Here is a 23,436-nt window from a genome sequence, read left to right as displayed (position 1 = left end):
TCCAAAAAACAGTTCATGCCAGGCTGTATCGCAGCTCATTCGCGCGATGCCCAGGTGGGGGGCTCATGCCGGTTACACCCAATGTTGACCCCAGGGTTCCGCCTTCGATACCGGAATTTCTGAGGCGGCGGTAACAGGACCGAATCTGCAGCGGGCTGGCGTGTGGCTCTAAGCGGTTGGCTGATACAGTGTTGGAAACCAACGATCGACAACCGCAGTTGGGAAGCCGAGCTTCACCGGCGAGCGTGTTGTGGACGAGACGAGGTAACCCTTTTCAATAAGGGAGTTGAGCACCGCCCGCGCCTGGCGCTCTTTGTAGCCGGTGAGGCCGCGCGCAGGGCCCCGAGCATATTCGCCCGCCATGACCGCTTCGCGCAGCAAAGGCCATGAACCCTTTGGAAGGCGCTTTGCACGCGTCTCCTCCTCGGTCCAAATCTCCATCCGCCTCAGTAATTCTTCCGGCTCCAAAAGCCCGGCCATGAAGTTGACCTGGTCAACACAGGTGGCCAGGAAGAATTTGCAGAAATCAAGAAGCCCTGCCATCGTAAGATTGCCTCGGCTATCGAGGTCGCCGCGACGCGGCTCGTCAGCAGCCTGCAGATAGGCGTGGTATTCCTCGTGAAGCCAAGTCAGTCGATTACCTCCACGCTTTCCTATTCGATCGCATCAAAGTCGATCGCCCCTTCGTCGCGGAGCTTGGAACCAACCAGCGCTCCGACGCGATCATGCGTGCCATCGTGAGCAGGACCAGGAGTCTTGGAATACCGCTGCTGGCCGAGGGTATCGAAACGGAGCAGCAATGGTCGTGGTTGCCCAAACTCGGCTGCAACGCAGCACAAGGCTATTTGATCGGTAGGCTAAAACTGCCACACGCCGTTTTGTCCCACATGATGAGTGGCAGGTCACGTCGACGAAAGATGGGGCTTGGGCACTCCGTGTAATGCACATTGTAGCATACCGTTCGGGACCGTGAAGATCATGAAGTCTGCTTGATTTGCCGATGACAGCAGATCTTTCTGGTCGCTTTCCGTGACGCGCCTTTTCTTATCATTTTTCGAAATAATTTCGATCGGGAAGTGGGCATTGCGACGACGGCGCCGGAAGGCGCGCGACCAAAAAATTCGACGGTTGCGGGCGAGGGGGCCAGACGGCTTGGCCGGCAGGTCACTACACCCCGAAACACGCCAGTTGGCTCATCATGGTCGAGTGCGAGATCAGCGTGTTTCAGCGCCAGTGTCTTGGCCGCCGCATCGACGACCCCAAAAGGTCCCGAAACGAGATCGCAGCATGGCAAAGCCGGCGAAGCAAAACTCGAGCTCGCATCAAGTGGATGTTCGCAACCTGACAAAGCACGCGCCAAACTCGGCCGCGCCTATCCAGCCACCGCAAAGAGTCAAAATCACTGAGCTGAACCACTAGGTGCTCGCGCATTTTAGTCGTTCCAAAAAACGTTAGGGTGATCCCGCTCAAATTTCGGAGTTTCAGTCGTTTCCGACACCGATAAGCCGGGCTAGTAAGAGCAATAACCAGAAGGCACCGTTCATTCGAACACTCCCTTCTTCTCTACGCCGAAACGACGCACTCCATCCTGCTTCGATCCGTCGCGGAACGAGGAGCGGAGCTCCTCGCCGGGGGCGCTCGGGAACGGCATGCATGCCTATCTGTAGGTTCAATCCTAATTCGGACTCCGTAACGATGAATTAGGACACCGCGGTTAGGCGGAGATCGTCGGGTGCTTCCTCAGTCCCACCCGACACAGCTTAAATGCGTATATCGGAAAAGGGAGGTCCCGGCGGCAAACCGGGGCTTTTTCGTTTGGCTCAAGGCGGTAAACACAAAAAGGCAAAAACGCCGCCCGCTTGAAAAACCGATGCGAGCGGCGTTTAGCCAGCCAAGGGAAGGTGATGCAAAATCCCAGCGAGCACTAGTATGCACAGACTGTAACACGATTTTGTGTCGGGGAAAGGGACACCCGCCAGACGAGTACCTGCTATCTCGCAGCAGGGTATTGTGTGTGAGCAGACTTGGTGGAGACGCACGCATTGCTAAGCGCTCATGTCACGGCATGCACAACGTCATATTCTGGCCGCCGCCAAAGCTCCCGCGTAAATACCCGCTCGATCACCTCGATTGCTCTCATCACTTCGGCCTTGCCGATATAAAGCGGGGTGATACCGAACCGCATGATGTCGGGCGCCCGAAAGTCGCCGATCACGCCATGGGCAATCAGGGCTTGCATCGCTGCGTAGCCCCTTTCAAATGCGAACGAAACCTGTGAGCCTCGCTCTTCATGCGAGCGCGGCGTCACCAGCCTGAGCTGCGGGCAGAGACGCTCGACTTCGCCAATCAGCAGATCGGCGAGCTCGAGCGAGCGAGCGCGGACTTCATGCATGTCGATGCGGTCCCAGATATCGAGCGAGGCTTCCAGCGCTGCCATAGCGAGCACGGGCGGAGTGCCGATCCTCATGCGCTCAATGCCAACTGCTGGTGCATAGCCGAGATCGAAGGCGAAGGGCTTGGCGTGGCCCATCCAGCCCGACAGAGCAGGCCGCGCGTGATCAGCATGGCGCGGCGCAATGTAGAGAAACGCCGGCGCCCCAGGGCCGCCGTTGAGATACTTGTAGGTGCATCCGGCCGCGAAGTCGGCGCCAACGCGTGCGAGATCGACGGGCAACGCGCCGGTAGAATGTGCGAGGTCCCAGACAGTGACGATGCCCAGTGCGTGGGCTCTTGCGGTGAGCTCGGCCATGTTATGACGCCGCCCCGTGCGATAGTCCACCTCCGTGATATAGAGCACCGCGATTTCCTCGGACAGCGATTCCTCTATCTCCTCAGGCCGAACGAGCCGCAATTGGTGCCCGCGTCCCAAGGTCGCGATCAAGCCTTCGGCCATATAAAGATCGGTCGGGAAATTGCCGGTATCCGACAACACGATTTTGCGATCACGATTCATCTCGAGCGCGGCGGAGAGCGCCTGATAGACCTTCAACGACAGCGTATCGCCAACGGTGACAGACCCAGTTTCAGCGCCAATAAGCCGTGCAATCCGATCACCCAGCTTGCGCGGCTGCACATACCAGCCGGCAGTATTCCAGGCGCGGATCAGCTCGACGCCCCACTGCTGCTGGATGACGCGGCCCATTCGATCAGCCGTGCTAAGCGGCAGCGGACCAAGCGAATTGCCATCCAGATATGTCACACCGTCCGGAATGTTGAACAGCGGCTTTGTCTGTTCGTAAACGCGCAATCTGTTTTCTGTAGTGCTCATAGGACCGTTCGGACGCGCCAGAGTTCCGGGAATAGTTCGACCTCCAGCATTCGCTTGAGATAGCTGACGCCGCCGGTGCCTCCCGTACCTCGTTTGAAGCCGATGATGCGCTCCACGGTGGTCACATGGTTAAAGCGCCAACGGCGGAAATAGTCCTCGAAGTCGACGAGCTTCTCAGCAAGCTCGTAGAGCAGCCAATGCGTTTCCGGCGCCTCATAGACACAGCGCCAGGCCTCGACCACTGCATCGTTGAGGCGATGCGTTTCACGGACATCACGTTCCAGTACGGAGCGCGGAATCGCAAGCCCCTTGCGGTTGCCGAGGCGCAGCACCTCGTCGTACAGGCTTGGGATTGTGAGCTCCCTCTCAAGAAGCCGTGTCGCCTCCGCATCATGCGCGTGCGGCTTCAGCATGGCTGGATTGCGATTGCCCAAAACATATTCGATGAGGCGGTACTGACGGGATTGGAAGCCGGACGACTGTCCGAGCTTCGCCCGGAAATGCGTATACTCGCTTGGCGTCATCGTGCGCAGCACGTCCCATGCGCTGTTCAACTGTTCGAAGATACGTGAGACGCGCGCCAGCATTTTCATTGCCGGCGCGACGGCGTCGCGTGCAATCGCGTCGCGGGCCGCACCCAATTCATGAATGGCAAGTCGCATCCAGAGCTCCGAGGCCTGATGCTGCACAATGAACAGCATCTCATCGTGCGCATCCGACAGCGGATGCTGCGCGCTGAGAATGGTCTCCAATCGCAGATAATCGCTATAGGACATCCGCGCAGCGAAATTCGTTTCTGCGCCTTCTGCTGTTGGATCGTAGTCATTGTTGGCCATCGCGGGCGTCCTTAGTCAGACCGATCAGACAAGGGGTGAGCTCTGACCAGGGATCTCTTAGTGGGACGACTGCGCCTGCAGGGGTTGCGATTTGGCTCGACGACGAGACGACTCGGAACCTCCCGCCTGATCCGGACATCCCCCATCAGCTCGGCTTGGCAACTTAAGCTGAGACGTTCACCGCCGCCCACCCGCGCTGCGAGCGTGCCAAATTGCGCATTCATCGTCGCTGTTCCATCATCTGCCGGTCGACGATTTATGCAGATCTTTCGAACTGCGGCTGCCAACGCAAGAGGTATGATTGCAAATATTGTACAAGCAGCGCCAGCATGGTTCCGACGATCATCATTATAAAGATCGCGACCATCATTTCGCTGGCATTGGCGCGTGCCTCTGCCTCAATGATGAGCTTGCCGAGGCCACGTTCAGCGCCGATAAACTCTCCGACGATCACGCCGACAAGTGCAAACGACACTGCAGGGAGCAGAGACGCGAACACCCAGGCCAGCGCAGACGGAATGACAACGGTACGCAAGATGGTCAGCTCGCTCGCGCCCAATAGGCGGGCGGCGGCAATTTGATCTCTGTCGACCGCCCGCGTGCCTTCGAACGTATTAAAGAACACGATGAAGAACACGACGAGTGCGGCGGTCACCACCTTCGACACATCGCCAAGGCCAAACATGAGAATGATCAGTGGCACGAGCGCGATGCGTGGGATCGAATTGAACGCCAGAATGAACGGTCCAAATATGCGCGCAAGAACGTCCGAGCGTCCGAGGAGGAGGCCAACGACGATGCCGGCGGCCGAGCCGAACAGAAATCCCCACCAAGTATTCTTCAGCGTGACAAGCGTCGCTATCCAAAGATTGTTATCGGCATTCCTGAAGCAGACCAGAAAATCCGATGGGTCGTTGAGGCAGCTAAGCCGCAAGAAGCTCTGCCAGATCAATGACGGCTTCGCCACGAAATACGGGTCGAGAATCTTGGGAACATAGGCTCTTGGCAGAACTGCTTTGCTCCATTCAAAGCCCCATTGCCAAATCACAAGCAGAAAAGCGAAAATTGCGATCTGCCAGAGCACGATCACCTGACGACGGGTAGCCATGATCAATCGGCCTTGGTACGGCGAAACTCTTCGCCAAGCGAATGCCAGATGTGAGAATACAGGCGGCCGAATTCGGCCGTTTCGCGCAACCCGACTGGATCTCGCGGACGAGGAAAGGGCACCTGGAAGTCATCCTTCAGCCGTCCGGGCCTTGCGGACAGGACGATGATGCGGCTGGCCAGTGTAAGCGCCTCGCCGAGGTCGTGAGTTACGAACAGCACAGTCTGCCGTTCGCGCTCCCAGATATCGAGCAATGTCTTGTGCATTTCCAGCTTGGTATGAGTATCAAGCGCGCCGAAAGGCTCATCCATCAGGAGAATTTCAGGTTCGAGGATGAGGGTGCGCATTAAGGCCACCCGCTGACGCATCCCGCCCGAAAGCATCCGAGGAAAGCTCTGGCCGAAGCCAGTCAACCCGGCCTTTCCAATCGCATCGGCAACCCGCGCGGAACGCTCCGTCTTCGTGATACCGGAGATTTCGAGCCCGTAGCCGATATTCTGCTCGACCGTTCGCCAAGGAAATAGTGTGTCGCGCTGAAACACGTAACCGACGTTGGAATTTACCTTGCCGGTATCAACTAAGTCGCCGTCGACGAGAATTCGGCCGCCTGAATGTGGCAAGAGCCCGGCCACCATGTTGAGGATCGTGCTCTTTCCGCAGCCGGAGGGGCCGAGCAAGGCAACGAATTCGCCTTGGCGAACCTCGAATGATACATTGTCGACGGCAGCAAAATCGCCTCGACCGGCGCTGAAGCGCTTAACTAGTCCTTGCACAGCAATCCGAGTGCGACCAGCGTCCGCATTCGTCGTTTCTCGGGCAACGGCGAGGCTGGGGCCAGGCGCGGACATCACTTGTATTTTGCCTTCGCTACATTGAGAAAGCTCATATCGACAACGTCCTCGTATGCAGTCTCCGGAATTTCTGTACCCTTGCGGGACCGAATTCTGCTGCCCCGATCATAGGCGGCTTTGTCGATGTTTCCGTCATATGCCCAAGTCAATTTGTCAAAGCCAAGCTCTGCGCTAACGGCGGTGGGATCGATTCCAGAAAACCACTTGGGCGCAACCAGTGCCTGGACTTCGGCGAGCGGCGTCGTTTTGACCCACTTCATCGCCCGATAAATCGCGTTCACGAAGGCCTGTACCGTCGGCTTGTCCTGCTCGATCGTGTCCGCCAGCGTGTAGACGACCAGCACCGGAACCGTGCCCCCGAAATCTTTCTCAAACATCCCCGGTTGGGAGGTATCGTAGATCAGAGTGCCAAAGCCCTTTTTCTTGATTTCGATGATCCAACTTGGCGGTGCCATGATGGCATCAAACTGCTTGGTTTCGAGAGACGGAAACATGATCTCCTGCCCGCCGCCAGCGACCCAATTCACTTTTCCGCCAAGCCCTCGTGCTTCAAACAGATAAGTGCCATAGACCCAACTGCCCGATCCGATGGCCGTGGCCGCGATGATCGGCTTGGCCCCGTCTGGGCGCTTGTAGGCCGCTAGCTTCTCGAGCGACGTGATGCCGCTTTCATAGAGGTCTTGCCGCACAACAACATTGGCGTACGAGCACGCCATTTCAGTTGCGAGCAGAATTTTGCATGCCTTGCCGCGCGCCGTGAGTTGAAGGGGGTGACTGGCGTCACCGTGGGCGAACATCGCTTGGTCCGAAGCGAGCATCTGGCGACCGAAACTGCCCGAGTTGCCTGTAATCAGTTTCGAATTGAGTCCTTCATCCCTGAAATAGTTCTTGAGCTCGGCGATCATGCCGATGGCATAGATTGGCGTTGTGGGGCCGAAGGCGAGGGTGACCGGCTTGCCTTGAGCGCGCGACTGGCTCGGCAGCAACGAGGTGCCCGCAAATGCGGAGCCCGAAACAAGGACTCGGCGCCGTGTGATGGTCATGCATTACTCCCCTGCTGCTTGTTGCGAACCAGGCGCTTAAGATCCGTCATACGGCCGACGAGGCGATTGTCCCCGCTTTTTCTAACGCAGCGATTTCGTTTGTCGAAAACCCGATATCGCCGAGGATGTCGTGTGTATGTTCGCCGACCTGAGGCGGGTCATTGCCATTTGCGAGGCGGCGGCCGTCGAGCGATATCGGCAGCAAGGGGGTTTTGGTGTTACGGCCATCGGGCAAGCGGATCTCGGTCAAACCACCCGATTTATTGAGGTGGGGATCGCTGAACAAATCACCCGGTTTGTTCACGGGCGCATAGGGCAGCTCAAGTTCTTCCAGCTTCGCGGCAAGTTCGGCCTTGTTCCAGCCGCCAAATATCTTGGCGACTTCCGGGATCAGCCAGTCGCGATGATCAACTCGACCTTGAGCCGTGATGAAACGCGGATCGCTCAGCCAGGCAGCCCGATCAAACGCGAGGCAGAACGCCTGCCATTGCTCCTCCCCAACGACAGTGACGAAAAGCTTTGATCCGTCCTTTGTATCGAACAGGTCATAGATCGGCCAAGGACTGTCCTTCACCGAGTACGGAATTGAAGGGCGTCCGGTGACGACCTCGCACATCATCGCCTGTGCCATTAGAAAGACGTTGTTCTCGAAGAGGGCGCTTTGGATGTAACGACCGCGGCCGGTGCGCTGTCGTTCGGCGAGCGCGGCTTGGATCGCGATCACCCCAAACATGCCACCCATGACGTCATTCACTGAGGCGCCCGCGCGCATTGGCTGGCCCGGCAGGCCGGTCATGTAGGCGAGCCCGCCCATCATCTGAACGACTTCATCGAGCGCAAGACGGTTCTCGTAGGGTCCGGGGAGATATCCCTTGAGTGAGCAATAAATCAGCCGCGGCGCGAATGCGGCCACTGAATTGTAGTCGAGACCGACCCTCTTCATCAAACCCGGTCGGAAGTTTTCGATCAAAACATCGCTGCGCTCAGTGAGCCGGCGCGCCACCTGTTTGCCTCCCGGGCTCGACGTGTCGAGCGCGATGCTGCGTTTGTTCCTGCTGTATGTCGCAAAAAAACCCGCGGCAGGCCCCTTGAAATAGCGAGTGCGATCGCCCTTGAGCGGCTCGACTTTGACCACATCGGCGCCCAGGTCGGCGAGGATGAGCCCACAGGTAGGGCCCATGACCATCTGACTGAATTCAACGACGCGCACGCCTTCGAGGGGGCGGGGAATTGTCGGCCCTGATGTGGGATTGCCGCCCATCATGCCACCCTCCGCAACACCCTTGGAATTCCAGCCTCGTGCAGATGACCTGTCAGGTGCTTCTGCTCAACGTGCCGGGCGAGAATTTCGCGTGTCGCCATCAACCGATCCAGATCGATCCCAGTGGAGAGGCCCATCCGTTCGAGCATGAACACGAGATCCTCAGTCACAATATTGCCCCGTGCGCCCGGTGCGAAGGGACAGCCGCCAAGCCCCGAAACAGCAGCATCGAAGCGCCGGACATCCGCTTCGAGCCCCGCGACGACGTTGGCAAGACCGGCGCCAAGCGTGTCATGCAGATGTAGCCTGAGCATCATTTTTGGGCCGGTCTCGTTGCGAACCGCGCGTACGATCCGCTTAACCTGCGTTGGGGTGCCGTAGCCGACGGTATCTGCTAGTCCGATCTCGTCCGCACCCGCCTCGGCGAAACCCTGCACAAGGCGACACACCGCGGCCTCACTGACGTCGCCTTCCATTGAGCAGCCAAAAGCTGTCGCTACAGCGCCCACAAGATGCGGCCGCTCAGGAGCTTTTTGCGCGTTGATCCTCGCACGAACTACACGGAATGCTTCGAGCTGTTCCTCAATCGTGCGGCGCACATTCGCCCGGTTGTGCGTTTCGCTCGCCGAGATCACGAAATACATGCTGTTGACTCCGGCCGCGAGCGCGCGCTCAGCACCTTTAACGTTCGGTACGACCGCGCCGATGGTCGTAGACTTATGGGTCAACGCGTGCGCAACAACTGCTCCAACGTCGCCGAATTGCGGCACGACCGTAGCCGGTACAAATGAGCCCGCATCGACCTCGCTCACCCCCGCGGCGACGATCGCACTGATCAGCTCGCATTTTGCGCCTGTTGGCACAATGACATCCAAGTTTTGAAGGCCATCGCGCGGTGCAACTTCGCAGATGTGCACATCCGGTGAATTGTCCATTGGCGCCCTATTGTATATTCTTGCATTAAAGAACAATATGTGACATCATCTGTCAATGAAGATTCCGAACCGCTTCGGGGGCCCCGGAACGAGGCTCTGCCGGTGGGCGGCCAGGACATGATCCGCTCGCATTCCGCGGAATTCTATTTTCGGGTGAGGTTTGCATGGATTATCCTGTTGGCTGAACTGCCTGGCGCTGCCTGTTCGCGCGCCGCGCGGCGATATTCATCGGGCGTCCGCTTCAGGGGTGCATCCCGACGGAATCCTTTCGCCCTGCGGTTCTGGCGTAAGCCAAATAGCGTTCTTGGTGAAACGGAAGCGCCGCACCAAGAATGCCTTTCGTCCACGAAGCCACGCCCGTGCCCGATTGAAGAGGCGCGCCAACTCCAGCCCTCATTGCATAGAGCCAATGAGCCGCACAAACGATCGTTCAGTAAGGAGAAGCTATGTTTCAAGCCCTGCCTGATCTGCCGGCCGACGCCGTGTTGGCGTTAGCCGAGGCATGCCGCAACGATCCTCGGCGGGACAAGATCGACCTGAGTGTGGGGGTCTATCGAAACGATAACGGCGTTACGCCCGTCCTGTCCGCGGTGAAGGCCGCCGAACATCTCTTGGTCGAGGGACAGGACACCAAATCATACGTAAGCCCACTCGGTGACACAAAGTTCGTCAGCCTTATCCGCGAGCTCGCGATCGGAAACATCGAGGTGGATCGACTAGGTGGCGTTCAGACACCTGGCGGCGGCGGTGCGGTCCGGTTAGCTTGCGAGGTCATAAAGCTGGCGGCACCCTTTAGCCGGATATTTGTGGGCCTGCCGACATGGGGCAACCACATTCCAATCTTTGAGGCCGTGGGATTGGAAATAGGTACGTACACCTATTACGACGTCATTTCTCAAACGCTTCGCTTCGACGAAATGCTCTCATCGCTCAAGAGCGCAAGGAGAGGGGATATCGTGCTGCTTCACGCGACTTGCCACAATCCATCGGGCACGGATCTTAGCCTTGATCAATGGCGGGCGATCGCGCAACTTGTGGAGGAGAGAGGCCTCATTCCTCTCATCGACTTTGCCTATCAGGGATTCGGTGATGGTTTAGAGCAGGATAGAGAAGGACTAGAAATAGTGCTGTCCAGCGTGAGCGAAGCGTTCGTCGCTTATTCTTGTAGCAAAAACTTCGGACTGTATCGGGAGCGGACCGGAGCGCTCTTCGTCTATGGCACGAACCCGGTCTCAGTAGGGCGGACTGTTCAAGCCATGGCTGCCCTAGCGAGAGTTAACTGGTCCATGCCGCCCGACCATGGTGCTGCGGTCGTCGGCACTATCCTGTCGAACACCGCCCTTCGTCAGGATTGGCTTCGCGAGCTCACGACGATGCGGGAAAGAATTTTAAAAATTCGTGCGGCCGTCGGACGGGGTATGCCCGAATTTTCTCAGCTCGGGGCGCAAAAGGGAATGTTCTCCACCTTACCCTTGCATTCTGCCACGATCGACCGTCTCCGCAAGGATGATGCGATCTATATCGTTGGAAACGGCAGGATCAATCTGGCCGGCCTTACAACTGACGACGTGCCACGCTTTGTCGACAGTGTCCGGCGAGCAGTTTAAGCTGTCGAAATGCAACTCGGAAACGGATCCGCCTGTGGCACCTATCTGAAGACGTACACCTTAAGCGGGCGTCGAATATGACGCATCATCAGAGCCGATGCATCAGCATACCGGCGGGCCTCCAGGACGTCGAGCAGCCTCAGGTGTTCCTTCACGTGCCGGCGCATGCCGTCGCGATCAGCGAAGCTTCGGTATGCAAACAAGCGACGAATCGAATTTACGCGCTTAAGTGACTCGACGAAGAAGGGATTCTTGGCACCGCGCGCGATCTCCTCATGGAAATCACATCCCCATTGAAACACTTCACCTATCGTGAATTTTTCCAGCTCGCCATCAAAAATGCGCAGCTGGCGCTCGCGAAGTCGCTCGATGACCTCTGGCGCCAGAGCGTAACCAGGTTGAGCAATTGCTGCTGGTTCGATCACCGCGCGGAACGCCATAACTTGTGTCTGCGCTTCGGGACTTGATACAGTTTCAGCAAAACGCCACCCGTAGCCCGGTGAGCGCGCGATCCACCCTTCCGCTGCGATCCGATCCAGCAGTCGTTGTAATTCGGTGCGTGTTAGATCGTAACGGCGCAGCAATTCGGCTTCCGTGACATCGGCGGGAAGGCGCTTTGCGACCACGTCCGTTGCAATCGTCGCGTAGGCCTCTTCCGCGCGGCTTACCGCCGCCAGTGTGGATTGTGCGGCTACGCTCGTAGGGTCTCTTGTCAAGACAAAGCCGCGGTGCAATTCACCGCGCGCGAACCCCGCCTCTTCTAGAGCCTTTAAGCCTAGGCGAATTGGCGCGCGCGACAGGCCAAGCGCATCGGCAAGCTTTTGCTCGATGAGGCGATCGCCGGTCTTCATCCCATCGCGACGGACAACGGACAAAATGAGCCCAGCCAAGTGCTCGGCACGACCGAGCGGGCTCTTTTTCTTGGGCCGTCGTGAGATGGGCGACAACGGCCGAGCATCTCGATTCAAAGGTCTTTCTTTCCCGTTTGCCAGCATGTGGATGTAACTCGTGGCCAAGAGCGAAGTCAACTTGGAGCTATTGTACTAAGGATGCGAACATTGCCGCTGTGGCAAGGCTCCAAGTCCGCCGCCTTCCAACTTAAGGAGGCGCAACGCGAAGTTTGGCGAAGCCAGTTGCGGCTTTCGGATGGACGCGTCTGATTTCGCGCTCAATCTCGTCGAGGCGCACTTCGATCCGGCGTACTCCTGGTTCGCGTCCTCCTTTCTACGTAGATGCATCGACAAACTCGGTAACAATCTTATGCGCGAGATGCTGGCATAGCCCTCCTAATCTTGAACGCCTCAAGCCCATCGAGGTAGATTGCGCGACCGTCAACACAAGCCTTCGTCCATGGATCGAGATGAAGCGTCGGCAGATAGAACAGCCGGCGTTCCAGTTCGATGTCCTCTGATGCGGTACTTCCGGCTGCGCTCATGGCACCCCTCAACGTAACCTAATTTTTTGCGAGCAGCGTCAGCTATTTCCCGGAAGGGTATTGCTGCGGCAAGATCGCCAAGAAAGTGCCAGATCCCGAGCTGTCGTTCCAGGAAAGCGGACTTGAGGATGTCAACCATCTGGTTCGGCTGCACCCGTCCTCGGAGCTTGGGTTGCGTCTATGGACTTCTGGCCTGGGCTGCCATTCTTAATGCCGCCCGACCCGCGGGCGCGTCTCACCGCGCCCCAAATACAACCCTCCGCGGACGCACACGCCTGAAGGGGCGGTCGGCTCGGCGAGCCACGGTGAGGAGCAGCCGAATAGTCGCCACTGGTCTGCTGATCTTTCACCGGGAAAATACGGGACCGACGGCATTCATCTCCTGCTGAAATGGCCAAGATTCTGGAGAGGGTAAGATCAAACCGGAAATCAAACGGAATATTTACGCTTCGCCGAAGTGGTCCGGTAACGCATAGAAACTATACTGCCGCTTGTCCGAGTGGCAGGTTGGAATGAACGAGATCGCAGTAACATTAGCTTCCGTCGACGCCTGCGTGAACGGGCGACGGACGCGATCGATCAGATTCCCCCCGGACATCGAACGGCAATTTGAAGCCGACATGCACGACAAGCGGTGTAAGCGCTTGACGATCGGACTGCTCGTTTCGGCTCCCCTCTATAACCTTTTTCTGCTCGGAGATTGGCTGCTGGTCCCGGACGTCGTGCGGCTGGCCATGTGGGTACATTTCTCAATAGTGACTCCGTGGATGCTATTGGTCGCCTGGCTCGTATCGCGCAAACCGAGGCCCTTCGTACGGGAGCTCCTAGCAGCCAGTGTTCCGCTACTCATCATCTTGCAGATCGACCTCGGTTTTGCCCTGACGGCGAGCGAGAGCGCTGCGCACTACCAGTACGTGGTGATTCCAACTTTGCTCTACACCAATGTCTCACTGCACAGACTCGAATTCCGCTTCGCTCGTGTCGTGACTGCCGCGATCCTGTTGCTTCACACCGCGTTCGTCATATCCGCAAGCTACATCTCCGCCCCGATAGCGGTGACCATCATCGTTCAGCTCCTCATCTGCGGTTACATCACTCTGATCGCAAACTATACAATGGAGCGCGATCTCCGTAGAGCCTACCTCTATTCGCTGAGAGATCGGCTCAGGCACGCCGATGCGGACGCCGCTTCACGCCGCGATCCATTGACGGGGTTAGCAAACCGGCTGCATCTTGATGATGAACTGTCGCGAGTTTGGTCTCGCCCCGAGTGCCGAGCATCGCCCGTTTCAGCTGTCATGATCGATATCGACCATTTCAAGCACTTGAACGATCGCTACGGACATGCTGCAGGCGACCTCTGCCTGAAACGAGTCGCCGCCATACTTCAGGCAGAGATACGAAGGACGGGTGACCTCGTCGCCCGATATGGAGGCGAAGAATTCCTGATAATCCTGCCGGATATGGCGATGATGGATGCCGTGCGGCTGGCCGAACGCATTCGCCGATCGATCGAAATTGCTGCGATCCCCAATGAAGGCCGGAGCCTCTTAGGCATCGTCACCGCCAGTTTTGGCGTCGCAGCTTGTTCGCCGTCGGATTTGTCTCCTCTGGAATTAATTGCTGCGGCCGATCACGCCCTGTATGCCGCCAAAGGCAAAGGACGTAATCAGGTCTGGCCTCCACTTGTGGCCGACGCCACCGTTCGCTCGTTGACTGAACCATTGACGTTTATGGCGTCGTCCTCAGAAGCAGCACGAGGGGTTTGATTTTCCTGCTTGGGCAAACCCGTGGGAAGCTGCGTAAGCCAGGGACATACGCTAAGCTCTCGATTGCTTCCGTGCCTCCCCCGATCCGGGCTGGGGTAGCCGATCTCGCGTCGAGTCTGATCCACTTGAGCAGTCATATTCAGATTCCAGGATCTGAAAAAGCGATACTCGCTCGCTGCACGGCAGAGACTTGGCTACGGCTCTGCTTTGCCAAATGAACCTGCGTATAACTGTTCAATCCTCTCGACTTCCTCTTGGGTCAGCGCCGCGAACTCATTGGCTCGTGCGCGGTTTGATAGCTTACCTTGATTTTGCCGAAGAAAGCCGAAGAGGTTATTCAGCGTCCTCTCGGGCATATCGACTAAACGCTCGACGCCGGCGCAGAACGTGTCGAACCCTTGAAGAACTCTGGCTTCATTCGGAAGATCTTTCTCAGTTCAGCTCTCGACCGAGCAGCCACTCATACAGGAACCAGATGCGACGCCTGTAAAGACCGGTCAGCTTCTGTTTGACCAGCTCGACGATTTCGCCTTCGGCCACAGCAAGAAAAAGCCGCTTCAGGACGGCAAGATCCACGCCCTCGTATTTCAGCGCAATGTTAGATGCGCCTCAAGGGAAGCTTCTGGGGCGTGCCGAGGTGTGTAAAGGCGCCAGCCATCCTGCTCTAGGATACGATGCTTGGTCCCGATCGCCGAGAGCGTCCGTGGAATTGGAGCGGAGAGGTGATAAGCGTCGATGAGGGCGGCATAGCCGGCCGGAGCACCGGCTTCGGGCAAACGCCGGTCATGAAAAATCGTCCCTGCTCCTGAAAACTGTGCGCTCAACGACATATTCCCGAAAGTTCAGCGGCATTAGAGGAGGCGGACGTCGCCGATCTTACGAGATGAGATTCTTCAAGGCCGGATAGCTCGCGCCGAACACGAAACCGTCCACGCTGCGGGAATCGAAGGCGAGCAACCAGAGACCTTGGGCTTCATTGCCTGAGAACCTGAGAATTTCAAAGGTGCAAAAGCTGCGCCGTTTGGCCCGGGATTTCAACCTCTTGGATTGATGCGGCACCTCCGGGCACCTTAGGCAGGCCCATCGCTGGTGAGATCCGTCTTTCAAAGGTCGAGCACAATCGAGCTAGCGGACCGGAACGGCAATGGGCGGCGCAATCCGCGCTCGAGCCTCATTGTAGACCTCAATGATGCCTGGCATGGCTACGGTTACAGCAACGCCGAACGGAACTTGCTCGTCTATCTTGCTGCCTCTGTCAGGCTCGCGTTGAATGATCAGCTCGATTTCAGAATCGACTGTCAGAGCCGGCGCCTTGTCGCCCAGCCAGCGCCGAGAGAAAACGGTCCCCTTGCTTGCCTGATTGACATCAGGCTGCGTCTTGGATGGCTGCACGCGGAACTGATCGATCTCATCTGAACTCGCCAAAAGCGAAAGCTTCACTGAGCGATACGATTGTCGACCGGGATGCACGGGCGTGAACCATGCAAGCGTTGCGGTCACCGAGTGGGGGAGAGATTGGCCGCTCATGCAAGCCGGTAACGGAACAACAACCGAACGTCTTGTCTCCTGCGCCAGCGTTCCGACGGCCCAAAACGTCGCCCTGTCGGAAGCGCAATAAATTGCATCGTCCGGACTAACAACGCCGTAGCCTAAGAAGCGCCGGATATTATCCTTCTGCCTGACGAATTGCTTTGCATCAGCTGGACCTAGCACGCTCTTGATGAGCTCGGCGCTATCTTGCGGCCACGAGGCTGTATGCACTAACAGCGCCTTGAGAAGCGCGGCGCGCTGATGGTGGGGCAGGGACAGAAAGTCCTGCCCGTACGTGTCTTCCAAAGCGTCATGAATTCTGTGAGCCGTCCTGGAGGCCAGAGCTGCCGCAGCACTTGTGCCGGAAGTGTAATGCTCCCAATTGCTGCTGCCCTCGCGCGGCGGAGCTGCAACCTTGAGCCCATGCGGTCGAGCAGGTCCACTTGGCCTTACAGCAAGCGCCGTTCCACTGGCCACCATGGTTAAATGCTCACGAGAGCCAGGCATCAAAATATCCGGTTTGACGCCGTTTGCAAATCCTGGACCCAATCCGCTGGATGGATTGGTGATGATCATCGGATGATACGGATCGACCCTGCCTCTAGCGCTACGGCGATCGGCTGCGCTAACGGCGTCGATATTGGCGGAGCCTACCGTGATCCCGTTCACTGTTTCCGACGGTGAAAGCAGCCGGCGAGAAGTGATCAATCGCGACAGCGCGGACAACGTATGTCTGGCCCGATCGGGCTGGTCCGTCGCTTCATAAGCAGCCATGGTGGGGATGGATGCTATCTCGAATGAGCCGGCGTGATTGCCGGCACTCACGCAGAACAGAATTCCATATCGATGGGCCAATCTGTCGACCAACCTCGCCCAGGGCGACAGCCGCCCATGAAATGGCTTTCGGACATTGCCGAGCGAAAGATTGACGATCACAACTGACGGAGCGCTCGGATCGTCGTTGCGCCGCATCGAGACCACAGCTTGATAAACCAGGTCGACAATCAGCCGGTCCTCAGGAAATTGATCAGCAGCCCCCAAGAGCGGTATGCAATGGATGCGGCGCGCCAGCGGCGGCTCATTGGTGTTTCGGTCGCCATGCACGATCAGAGAAGCCATAGCTGTGCCGTGAGCCCTTTCAGCCACGACGGCTGCGCCCTCTAAATCGAATTGATCGTCGACATTCATTCGATCACGAAGCAGAGGGTGCTGGGAAACGGGCACGCCATCCAATAAGGCCAAAATTGGTTGGCCTTCAGAAGGAAGCGGTCCCAGTCCGCCTTGGAGCTGACTGGCGTCTTCGACTTGCACCGGCGCAACAATACTCTGTGGCCGAATGTGCATGACCGGGTCCATGCCGCTCAACCCGGTCGCGGAGCGCTCGGTAATTTGCCGGATCGCGGCAACTGGCAGGTTAGCCAAAAGGGCATGATAGGCGATGTCCGGGATCCGGCACTGCGTCACAAGAGTGCCACCGACCGCCCTAATCTCGCTGATGACTCCTTGTTGGTTCGAAGCCGCCATGTCCTCCGACGATCGAAACACAAGCTCGATCTCAACGGGGAGAATTTCCTCATCTCCCATGAGCTCGATCTCGTGCGCAAGGATCTCTCGATCACCATCTTGAACACGATCTCCCGGCCCCCATACTCTGATGTCACGGAGCGTCGCAAAGACATCCCGCCAGGGTGCGAACCCCTCCCCAATTGCTTGCCCGGATACCCATCTCTTCCAGAGCGACAGGATGTTCTGCAAAGCCGTGACATCTGGCACAAGAAGATAGGCCTCAGGCGACTTGTCCTTCTCATCGCCCTCCAGCTCCTCTTCATCGATGAGCTCCAGACCAGGCACTCTTCGGATCGCATTCGCAAAATTCGCAACTGCCCCCCGAACCTCAAAAACCAGCAGCCGCTCTGGCGCCAGCGCGGACGGGTCTGATCGCAAAGTTAAGCCGCTTGGGTCTCGACCCAAGACTTGTTCGAGGCGACGGAAGCGGGGGCCAAATGCTGCATTCTGTGCAGCAGCCGTGAATTTAGCCGGCCTGGGGATCGGTTGCGGCCTGCCTTTTGGTCTTGCCGCCTGATTGCCTGGCGTCAGTCGCAGCAGAGGCTTCGTTGGATCGGCCGCCATGCAGGTTCTCTGGCTTTACTCTCGATGACCAAAATTCGAGTTCAGTCTTGACCGCAGAATCGATCGAGATCTCACCAAGACCAAGAATTTGTCGCCGTCGAACGTTCTGACAGAAATCAAGCACTTCAGCATAGGAGGTTGCGTCAATCTTTTGCGCGAGTTCAAAAGCCGACAGCGAAGGGCGCTCGGGCCAGCCCATATAAATTCGTTCTATGAAATGTGCGATTTCCGCAACTTGCGGAGCGGGAAATGCAATCTTTATCTGAAAACGTCTCCATACGGCTCGATCAAGCAATTCAGCATGATTCGTAGCCGCTATTGTTACCACGTAACTGGGAAGTTTATCGATCTGCATCAAGAGAAACGAAACAACGCGCTTGATTTCGCCCGTTTCGTGATCATCTCCACGCTCTTTTCCAATCGCATCGAACTCGTCGAAAAACAAAACGCAAGGTTGGGTTCGCGCATAGTCGAATAGCGCGCGAAGACGCGCGTTTGTTTCGCCTAGATAGCTTCCTACGAGCGCGTCGTACCGCACCACGAAAAACGGCAGAGAAAGGCCCTCTGCAATCGCTTCTGCAAAGGAAGTTTTGCCGTTGCCTGGAGGACCAGACAGGAGAACCCGATGCCGCGGCTCATATCCGCTTGCCCGCAGCACGTCTGCCCGCACATGCTCCTCGATCAGCTGCATCCCTTCGGCGCGCGCAGGCAAGGGTAAAACCAGCTCATCGAGAGATATGCGTGGCGTAACTTCTAAAATCGTGTCGCGCCCAGCAGCTTGCGGAGACCGCTGAGAGGCAACCAGACTTGGCGGCGTCACAGCTATCGTCTGCAGCGCTCGCTCAAGCCGATCGGCCAGCGCGTGATGACTCTTTGCGCGCTCATCAGCCACAATCGCTTCGACCGCCGAGCGCATCATTGGCCGATCGCCGGTCACACCGGCGCGCACGAGAGATATGAGTAAGTCGCTCTTGGCCATGACAGACAGCCTATTACAGGATTGCGCGCCCACGCTGCTAGAAATGGTCCCAGCTTGTGAACAACTCGCCGATAACCAAGGTTCCTTGCCGGGGTCGCTCGGCGAGCCTATCCGGCGGGGATTAACATATTGAAAAGCTGCAACAAATAAGACTTCTCGTCCGCCGTCATGACTGGTCGAGTCTGTTCTGCCTGCTCAAGCATTCCCCGTCATCCTGTTGACTGCCTGCCTCTGACAAAACTAGCCAGCCTTCATAGCTAGCGCCGACCGAAAGTCCGGCAGAGCCTTCGAGCACTCGCCTCGCGCGCTTTGGCGCTTTATGCCCATCCGAGAGGGGTCGTCAGGGGATTGTTCACTTTTTGTTCAATGCCGTCAAGTCGCAGTCCAATACCGGCGTTCGACCTGTTCCGGAGCGAGAATCGTGAGCAAATGGATCAAGCCCACCGGGGGCGCCGATGCTCGTATCCGTGCATAGTCGAGCTGCTGCAAGCAATGGATGACCCTAATCCCTAAAAGGCGTTGGAATCGCATGCGCTGAACTTTCTCGCGTCGATGCAAATATTCACGGCCGCCGAGCAAAGTAGCCCCCTATCGAAAGTCATGGTCCCGATTGACCTAAGCCGCAACACTTCCGCTCGCGGAGATCAGCAAATCCGCTGGAATATGGAAACGTTCGCGCAGACGCTTCACCATCGTCATGCTCAATTCGCGCTTGCCGGACATGACCTCACTGACGCGACTAGCAGTGCCCAGAAGCGGCACAAGATCAGCGCGCGTCAAACCATGTTGTTCCACCAGATAGGTTAGCAAATCGGGCAACGGCGGCGCTTTGCGCGGCCAGCGTGCGCGTTCATAAGCCTCGATAAGGCGAGCCTGAGCTACCATACGCGCTCGATCGGCAGCCTCGTTAGATTGCATCAGCTTGCCGACAAGCGCCTTGGCCGCCTCATGATCGGCCTGGTTCTGGATAATTATCAATGTTGCCTTCATCACACCGTCTCCGCGTCCACCTTGTCACAGTCTTCATGACTGCCGAAAAAGCGGATCATCAACACGCCATCACGATATTGAACCATGGCGATCAGGCGGTAGTCATTGGCCTTGATGTTGAACACCACGCGTCCGCCTTTCAGGATGCTTGCCTTGGGATGCGATCGCTTCACCTGTTGCGGCGTCCGCCAGTCCGAAGCCTCAGCAATTGCCAGCCATGCCCTGTATTGAGCGCGCGCTGCATCGATGCCCCGATGACCAGAGCGTTCGGCAAAATAGCGCTCACCAAGGTCCGTGCCGACCACCAGCATGAAGGGATACTACCGTCGATTTCCCAAAAATGGAAGAGGGGAATTTCCATTTTTGGGAAACGCATGCCGCCCGCCGACAGTAAGATAGTCTTGCCACTCGGGGCTAATTCACGATCCGATCGGCTCGCACTTTCGCGGCGAAGCCGAAGCCCGCCGCGAACGCTTCTAGGCACGCCCCGCGGTTGATAAATCAAAATCGCATTTCGAACTCAGAATGACGCGGTCAATTGCGACTGGACAATTTTGTGCGTTAGAAGCAAAAGAATCGTCTCGCCGCAGATGCTCTCAAGACTTCCGCTAGGGAAGATTGGGCGGCTGACCAATTCGCTCCAGATCGGCGAGACACTTGTCCAGGTTGCTTTTGGCGTCCTGCAGGAACCTGCTCGTTTCGGCAAGCCGCCTGAGATCAGGCTTGACCGGTCCCTCGCTCACAGCGCTCAGCTGGTGGCAAACAGTTGCAAGATCACCCGAGATGTCTTCGAGGACGAAGGCGAGGTTTTCCAGCGGCACGAGCTCCGAAAAGAAAGACTTCAAGGCGCTTTCGTCCTGGCCAGAGGGACCTTCGAATCTGACTTCGACCAGTGGCACCAACACCTCGCGGTTGTCGCGCCCGACCCTTCCCATGCTCATGATGAGCGAGCTGAACGTCGTCGAAACAAAGGTCAACCGATCGAGCAGGGTGTTTCCATACAATACTAGCGATTCCGATTCGCCTTGCGCCTGCTCCGTTGTCGAAGCCCCGAGATCCTCATTCGACATGCTCGGAGTCCTCTCCTGCGCTCAAGTGCAGCATACCCGAAGGGAACGAGACGGGCTTTGGACTGTTCACCGCCTCAATCGATGTGGAGGCGCCGTGACCTTCGGCTTTCTTCACCTGCACGACCGTCACCGACGAGCCATGATACGAGCTCTTCGTTCGCGCCTTCATATAGCCGGGAGCTGTCGGTGCCGGCGGATGAAGCAGGTAGTCCTCCATCACCTGACGGACGCCAAGCGGGTCACGCATCACTAGTCCCGCCGCATGCAACGTAGGATGCATCGGGCTCGGCAAATCAAACAGGCTGCGAAGAACGACATTTTCTTCAGCCGTGAGGGCAGGGTGGGTTCTGAGACCCATTTTCCTGCGCATAAGCTGCGCCAATTGGCCAGCGCCCCTTGCTGTGGGCCCTTCGTGCCTTTCAAGCGCCATAAGGCCATCGCGCGTCAGCGCGAAATGAGCAAACTTTCCAGCCGCCGTTCGTTCCACAAAACGCGCATTGGTCATCAGGCGAAGAATGCGGCTGAGATTGGCATCCTTCAGATCCAGTTTCTTAGCAATGACCGTCTTCTCCAGCTGACGCGACGGTGCATCCCGCAACAACCGAAGTATCTCGACGACATGCTGACGGTGCATGACCTCGCTTGGACGAGCAACCTTGGCGGTGTTGATCGACATCTGCAGAAGATCGTAAAACGCTCTGAAGCGCTCGGCATAGGCGGCATTCTTCGGCGCGAGCGAGGCGCTCACCCGACGCAGAATATCAAACCATTCCCGCAGCTCCGGATCGCGGCGCCGGCTCTCCAGAGAATTCCAGAGCCAAGCCCCAAGTGTTGCGTAAATACGCTCCAGGCTGCTTTCGGATCCCTCTTTAAGGAATTCCGAAATGACGCTCCGCGCCTCAGTCGCGGTGGCCTCGCCGCTCTCTATCTTTTCCAATGCTACGTCCGACATGGCCATACCCTACGTCACAACCCTTAAGATCATTTTACAACGCTTTACTCTGATTTTAGTCTCTGAATCTAGGGTGTCACCGGCCCCATTTGTAGGCAGTCCAAACGGTCTTTTGACCGAGTTCCCGGGCGGAAACAGCGTTCGGCTCTTTGAGGAGGGGTAATATAGTACCAAGCCGGCCATCCCCGTAGCGGTTGTGGGTGGGATGTTGCACGACAAAACTTCGCGTGCCGAACTTCACTTCCACCTGGCTCGCAGTCGTCTGGTGGCCCTGCATGGTGCGGTCGTTCCCCATCGAGGGGACCAGCATCACATCGACATCCAGGTCCCTGAAGGGCGTGTCGCAGACGTCACAGAAGTCGAGGCAAATTGCGACGCCAATCAGGGCGCCTTCAGTCGCAAGCACGCACATCCGCTCGCCAGCAGTTATGTTTTCGATCCCCCAGTCGTCATCGGCGTAAGGGGCGATCTTGTCGTAGACGAGCCGCTCCTCGCCATAACCGTCATAAATCCGGGCCCGATTCACAATCTCCTTGCCTGCCACCTCGTGCCACGTTCCCGGAATGACGATCTCCGGAGGCTCCAGCGGGTCGGCCACATCTCGCTCGCGGATGAACTTGACGATCTTTTCTCGCAGTCCTGGTGGTACCGTGAGCTCGGGCCAGACGATTGCGATGCAGTTCTCCTGCAACGCGTTCGCCATCTGAAGCAAGACCGCGTTCCCCGCCGCCGGCGCATCGACGCCGCTGACGATGAAACGCTTGTCCCCGTCTACCGTTGCGAACTCCGCCTCAAGCTTGAGCGCCTCGAAAAGGCAGGCGCCCATTTTCCAATTCGTGGGGTCTTGAGCGGCACTATGCAAGGTACGGCTATCGACCACCTCGACGGCATAGCCGTCAATGAAGGTGGGCAGGATCCGATGAAATAGCAGGCCTCGCTTTGAATAGGCTTGGCTCCGCCGGGCAGGGCGGCCGGCGCTCACGCCCTGTCGCGGAATGAACCAGCATCCGAGCGCCTCCAGGCGCCACTCGCCCGATGCAATCGGCCATTGCGACCGCCGCTCGAGCAGCACGCGGTCGATGGCCCGGATGAGACCTCCAAGCGACACAGCAACCTGCTCGGGGGTCTCCTCGGAAACGGACCAAAGGAGGCGGCCTTCTCCGACGCTGTCACCGAAACTCCGGGCAGATTCTTCAAGACGCCGCTCCGAAAGATTGCGGTAAGCCTTGTACACGCTCGGCGGCGCCTTGCGGAACAACTTGTCGAGCTCGATCAGAGCCTTCCTCAGTTCGTCCCTTCTGGCATGCGTCATCGAGGCCTGTGATTGAGCAAGCTCACCAGCTGCCTTCTTCCACTTGCCGAACTCCGTTGTCTTCAGGCGGCTGTCCGCAGGCCCAGGCAAACGACTCGTCCAAACGACTTCGCCAATATGTGCCATTGATAGGCGTACGGTTCGCTATTTGCAATCGGCCCGACTGTGACTTACGCGCGTCTCATCATCTAGCTGCGGGCGCAGTTGCTCTGAATGTCAGAACGCGCAGAAACTCTGCATCGAATTATACGATGGCAACGAAAAGCTGCATATGGCTTCCGATACTCTTGACGAAGCACGAGCAAAGCATTTCAATCTGGGCGGGAGATCCGCGCGCGAGCGACGCGAAGCGGACAGGGG

General features: G+C 57.6%; 20 protein-coding genes and 1 pseudogene. 4 read left to right on the top strand and 17 right to left on the bottom strand.

Translation table 11 applies throughout. The features are described from left to right. Window positions 1-168 precede the first annotated feature (168 nt). A complete protein-coding gene (locus L6639_RS29880) occupies window positions 169-543 on the bottom strand; it encodes a hypothetical protein (RefSeq protein WP_188637391.1) in 375 nt (124 codons plus the stop codon). A 68-nt stretch (window positions 544-611) separates the two neighbouring features. On the opposite strand from L6639_RS29880, the gene L6639_RS29875 reads away from it, so the two are divergent. Further along, window positions 612-941 carry an EAL domain-containing protein gene (locus L6639_RS29875; protein ID WP_128930197.1) on the top strand — a complete coding sequence of 110 codons (330 nt, stop codon included), beginning with the start codon at window positions 612-614 and terminating at the stop codon, window positions 939-941. 224 nt (window positions 942-1,165) lie between these two features. Next, window positions 1,166-1,406 (top strand): annotated as a pseudogene (locus L6639_RS29870) (IS630 family transposase); the annotation flags it as partial. A 647-nt stretch (window positions 1,407-2,053) separates the two neighbouring features. Here L6639_RS29870 and kynU read toward each other — a convergent pair. The 7 genes from kynU to L6639_RS29835 all read right to left on the bottom strand — a co-directional run bounded on the left by kynU (window position 2,054) and on the right by L6639_RS29835 (window position 9,302). Then, window positions 2,054-3,268 carry a kynureninase gene (kynU, locus tag L6639_RS29865; protein WP_128929957.1) on the bottom strand — a complete coding sequence of 405 codons (1,215 nt, stop codon included), beginning with the start codon at window positions 3,266-3,268 and terminating at the stop codon, window positions 2,054-2,056. After that, window positions 3,265-4,104 carry a tryptophan 2,3-dioxygenase gene (gene kynA, locus L6639_RS29860; RefSeq protein ID WP_128929958.1) on the bottom strand — a complete coding sequence of 280 codons (840 nt, stop codon included), beginning with the start codon at window positions 4,102-4,104 and terminating at the stop codon, window positions 3,265-3,267. The genes kynU and kynA overlap by 4 nt, the downstream gene beginning before the upstream one ends. 256 nt (window positions 4,105-4,360) lie before the next feature. Continuing rightward, window positions 4,361-5,212, bottom strand: coding sequence for an ABC transporter permease (locus L6639_RS29855; RefSeq protein WP_128929959.1), 852 nt, complete (start codon window positions 5,210-5,212; stop codon window positions 4,361-4,363). A 2-nt stretch (window positions 5,213-5,214) separates the two neighbouring features. Then, on the bottom strand, window positions 5,215-6,060 hold the full coding sequence (locus L6639_RS29850) for an ABC transporter ATP-binding protein (RefSeq protein WP_164933581.1): 846 nt from the start codon (window positions 6,058-6,060) through the stop codon (window positions 5,215-5,217). Next, window positions 6,060-7,106: an ABC transporter substrate-binding protein gene (locus L6639_RS29845; protein WP_237864943.1), complete on the bottom strand. Its 1,047-nt coding sequence runs from the start codon at window positions 7,104-7,106 to the stop codon at window positions 6,060-6,062. Before L6639_RS29845 ends, L6639_RS29850 begins: the two co-directional genes overlap by 1 nt. A 46-nt stretch (window positions 7,107-7,152) precedes the next feature. After that, entirely contained in the window at window positions 7,153-8,370 is a 1,218-nt protein-coding gene (locus tag L6639_RS29840; protein ID WP_232995541.1) for a CaiB/BaiF CoA transferase family protein, read from the bottom strand. Then, on the bottom strand, window positions 8,367-9,302 hold the full coding sequence (locus L6639_RS29835; RefSeq protein ID WP_128929962.1) for a hydroxymethylglutaryl-CoA lyase: 936 nt from the start codon (window positions 9,300-9,302) through the stop codon (window positions 8,367-8,369). The genes L6639_RS29840 and L6639_RS29835 overlap by 4 nt, the downstream gene beginning before the upstream one ends. A gap of 446 nt (window positions 9,303-9,748) precedes the next feature. On the opposite strand from L6639_RS29835, the gene L6639_RS29830 reads away from it, so the two are divergent. Then, a complete protein-coding gene (locus L6639_RS29830) occupies window positions 9,749-10,909 on the top strand; it encodes an amino acid aminotransferase (RefSeq protein ID WP_128929963.1) in 1,161 nt (386 codons plus the stop codon). A gap of 41 nt (window positions 10,910-10,950) precedes the next feature. Here L6639_RS29830 and L6639_RS29825 read toward each other — a convergent pair whose 3' ends face one another. After that, window positions 10,951-11,904: a GntR family transcriptional regulator gene (locus tag L6639_RS29825; protein ID WP_128929964.1), complete on the bottom strand. Its 954-nt coding sequence runs from the start codon at window positions 11,902-11,904 to the stop codon at window positions 10,951-10,953. A gap of 952 nt (window positions 11,905-12,856) precedes the next feature. Between L6639_RS29825 and L6639_RS29820 the strand changes: the two genes are divergently transcribed. After that, complete coding sequence (locus L6639_RS29820) at window positions 12,857-14,113, top strand: GGDEF domain-containing protein (protein ID WP_128929965.1); 1,257 nt, start codon at window positions 12,857-12,859, stop codon at window positions 14,111-14,113. A gap of 432 nt (window positions 14,114-14,545) precedes the next feature. Here the strand turns inward: L6639_RS29820 and L6639_RS29815 are convergent, their stop codons facing one another. From L6639_RS29815 to L6639_RS29780, 8 genes are all read right to left on the bottom strand, one after another. Beyond that, on the bottom strand, window positions 14,546-14,689 hold the full coding sequence (locus L6639_RS29815; RefSeq protein ID WP_232995543.1) for a hypothetical protein: 144 nt from the start codon (window positions 14,687-14,689) through the stop codon (window positions 14,546-14,548). 549 nt (window positions 14,690-15,238) lie between these two features. After that, the gene (locus L6639_RS29810; RefSeq protein WP_128929966.1) at window positions 15,239-17,773 is read right to left on the bottom strand and encodes a S8 family serine peptidase; all 2,535 of its coding nucleotides are present in this window, start codon (window positions 17,771-17,773) and stop codon (window positions 15,239-15,241) included. Continuing rightward, window positions 17,676-18,752 carry an AAA family ATPase gene (locus L6639_RS29805; RefSeq protein WP_128929967.1) on the bottom strand — a complete coding sequence of 359 codons (1,077 nt, stop codon included), beginning with the start codon at window positions 18,750-18,752 and terminating at the stop codon, window positions 17,676-17,678. The genes L6639_RS29810 and L6639_RS29805 overlap by 98 nt, the downstream gene beginning before the upstream one ends. A gap of 615 nt (window positions 18,753-19,367) precedes the next feature. After that, window positions 19,368-19,742: a helix-turn-helix domain-containing protein gene (locus tag L6639_RS29800; protein ID WP_074274398.1), complete on the bottom strand. Its 375-nt coding sequence runs from the start codon at window positions 19,740-19,742 to the stop codon at window positions 19,368-19,370. After that, entirely contained in the window at window positions 19,742-20,053 is a 312-nt protein-coding gene (locus L6639_RS29795; RefSeq protein WP_128929968.1) for a type II toxin-antitoxin system HigB family toxin, read from the bottom strand. The genes L6639_RS29800 and L6639_RS29795 overlap by 1 nt, the downstream gene beginning before the upstream one ends. 297 nt (window positions 20,054-20,350) lie before the next feature. Beyond that, the gene (locus L6639_RS29790; protein WP_128929969.1) at window positions 20,351-20,812 is read right to left on the bottom strand and encodes a hypothetical protein; all 462 of its coding nucleotides are present in this window, start codon (window positions 20,810-20,812) and stop codon (window positions 20,351-20,353) included. Beyond that, window positions 20,802-21,764: a helix-turn-helix domain-containing protein gene (locus L6639_RS29785; RefSeq protein ID WP_128955131.1), complete on the bottom strand. Its 963-nt coding sequence runs from the start codon at window positions 21,762-21,764 to the stop codon at window positions 20,802-20,804. Before L6639_RS29785 ends, L6639_RS29790 begins: the two co-directional genes overlap by 11 nt. A 76-nt stretch (window positions 21,765-21,840) precedes the next feature. Further along, window positions 21,841-23,166, bottom strand: coding sequence for a carbon-nitrogen hydrolase family protein (locus L6639_RS29780; protein ID WP_128929971.1), 1,326 nt, complete (start codon window positions 23,164-23,166; stop codon window positions 21,841-21,843). Window positions 23,167-23,436 lie beyond the last annotated feature (270 nt).

Origin of the sequence: Bradyrhizobium zhengyangense (assembly GCF_022012555.1) — a bacterium.
GTDB lineage: Bacteria > Pseudomonadota > Alphaproteobacteria > Rhizobiales > Xanthobacteraceae > Bradyrhizobium > Bradyrhizobium zhengyangense.
Note: the sequence above shows the minus strand (reverse complement) of the source record. Positions and strands in the feature narration are given on the sequence as shown.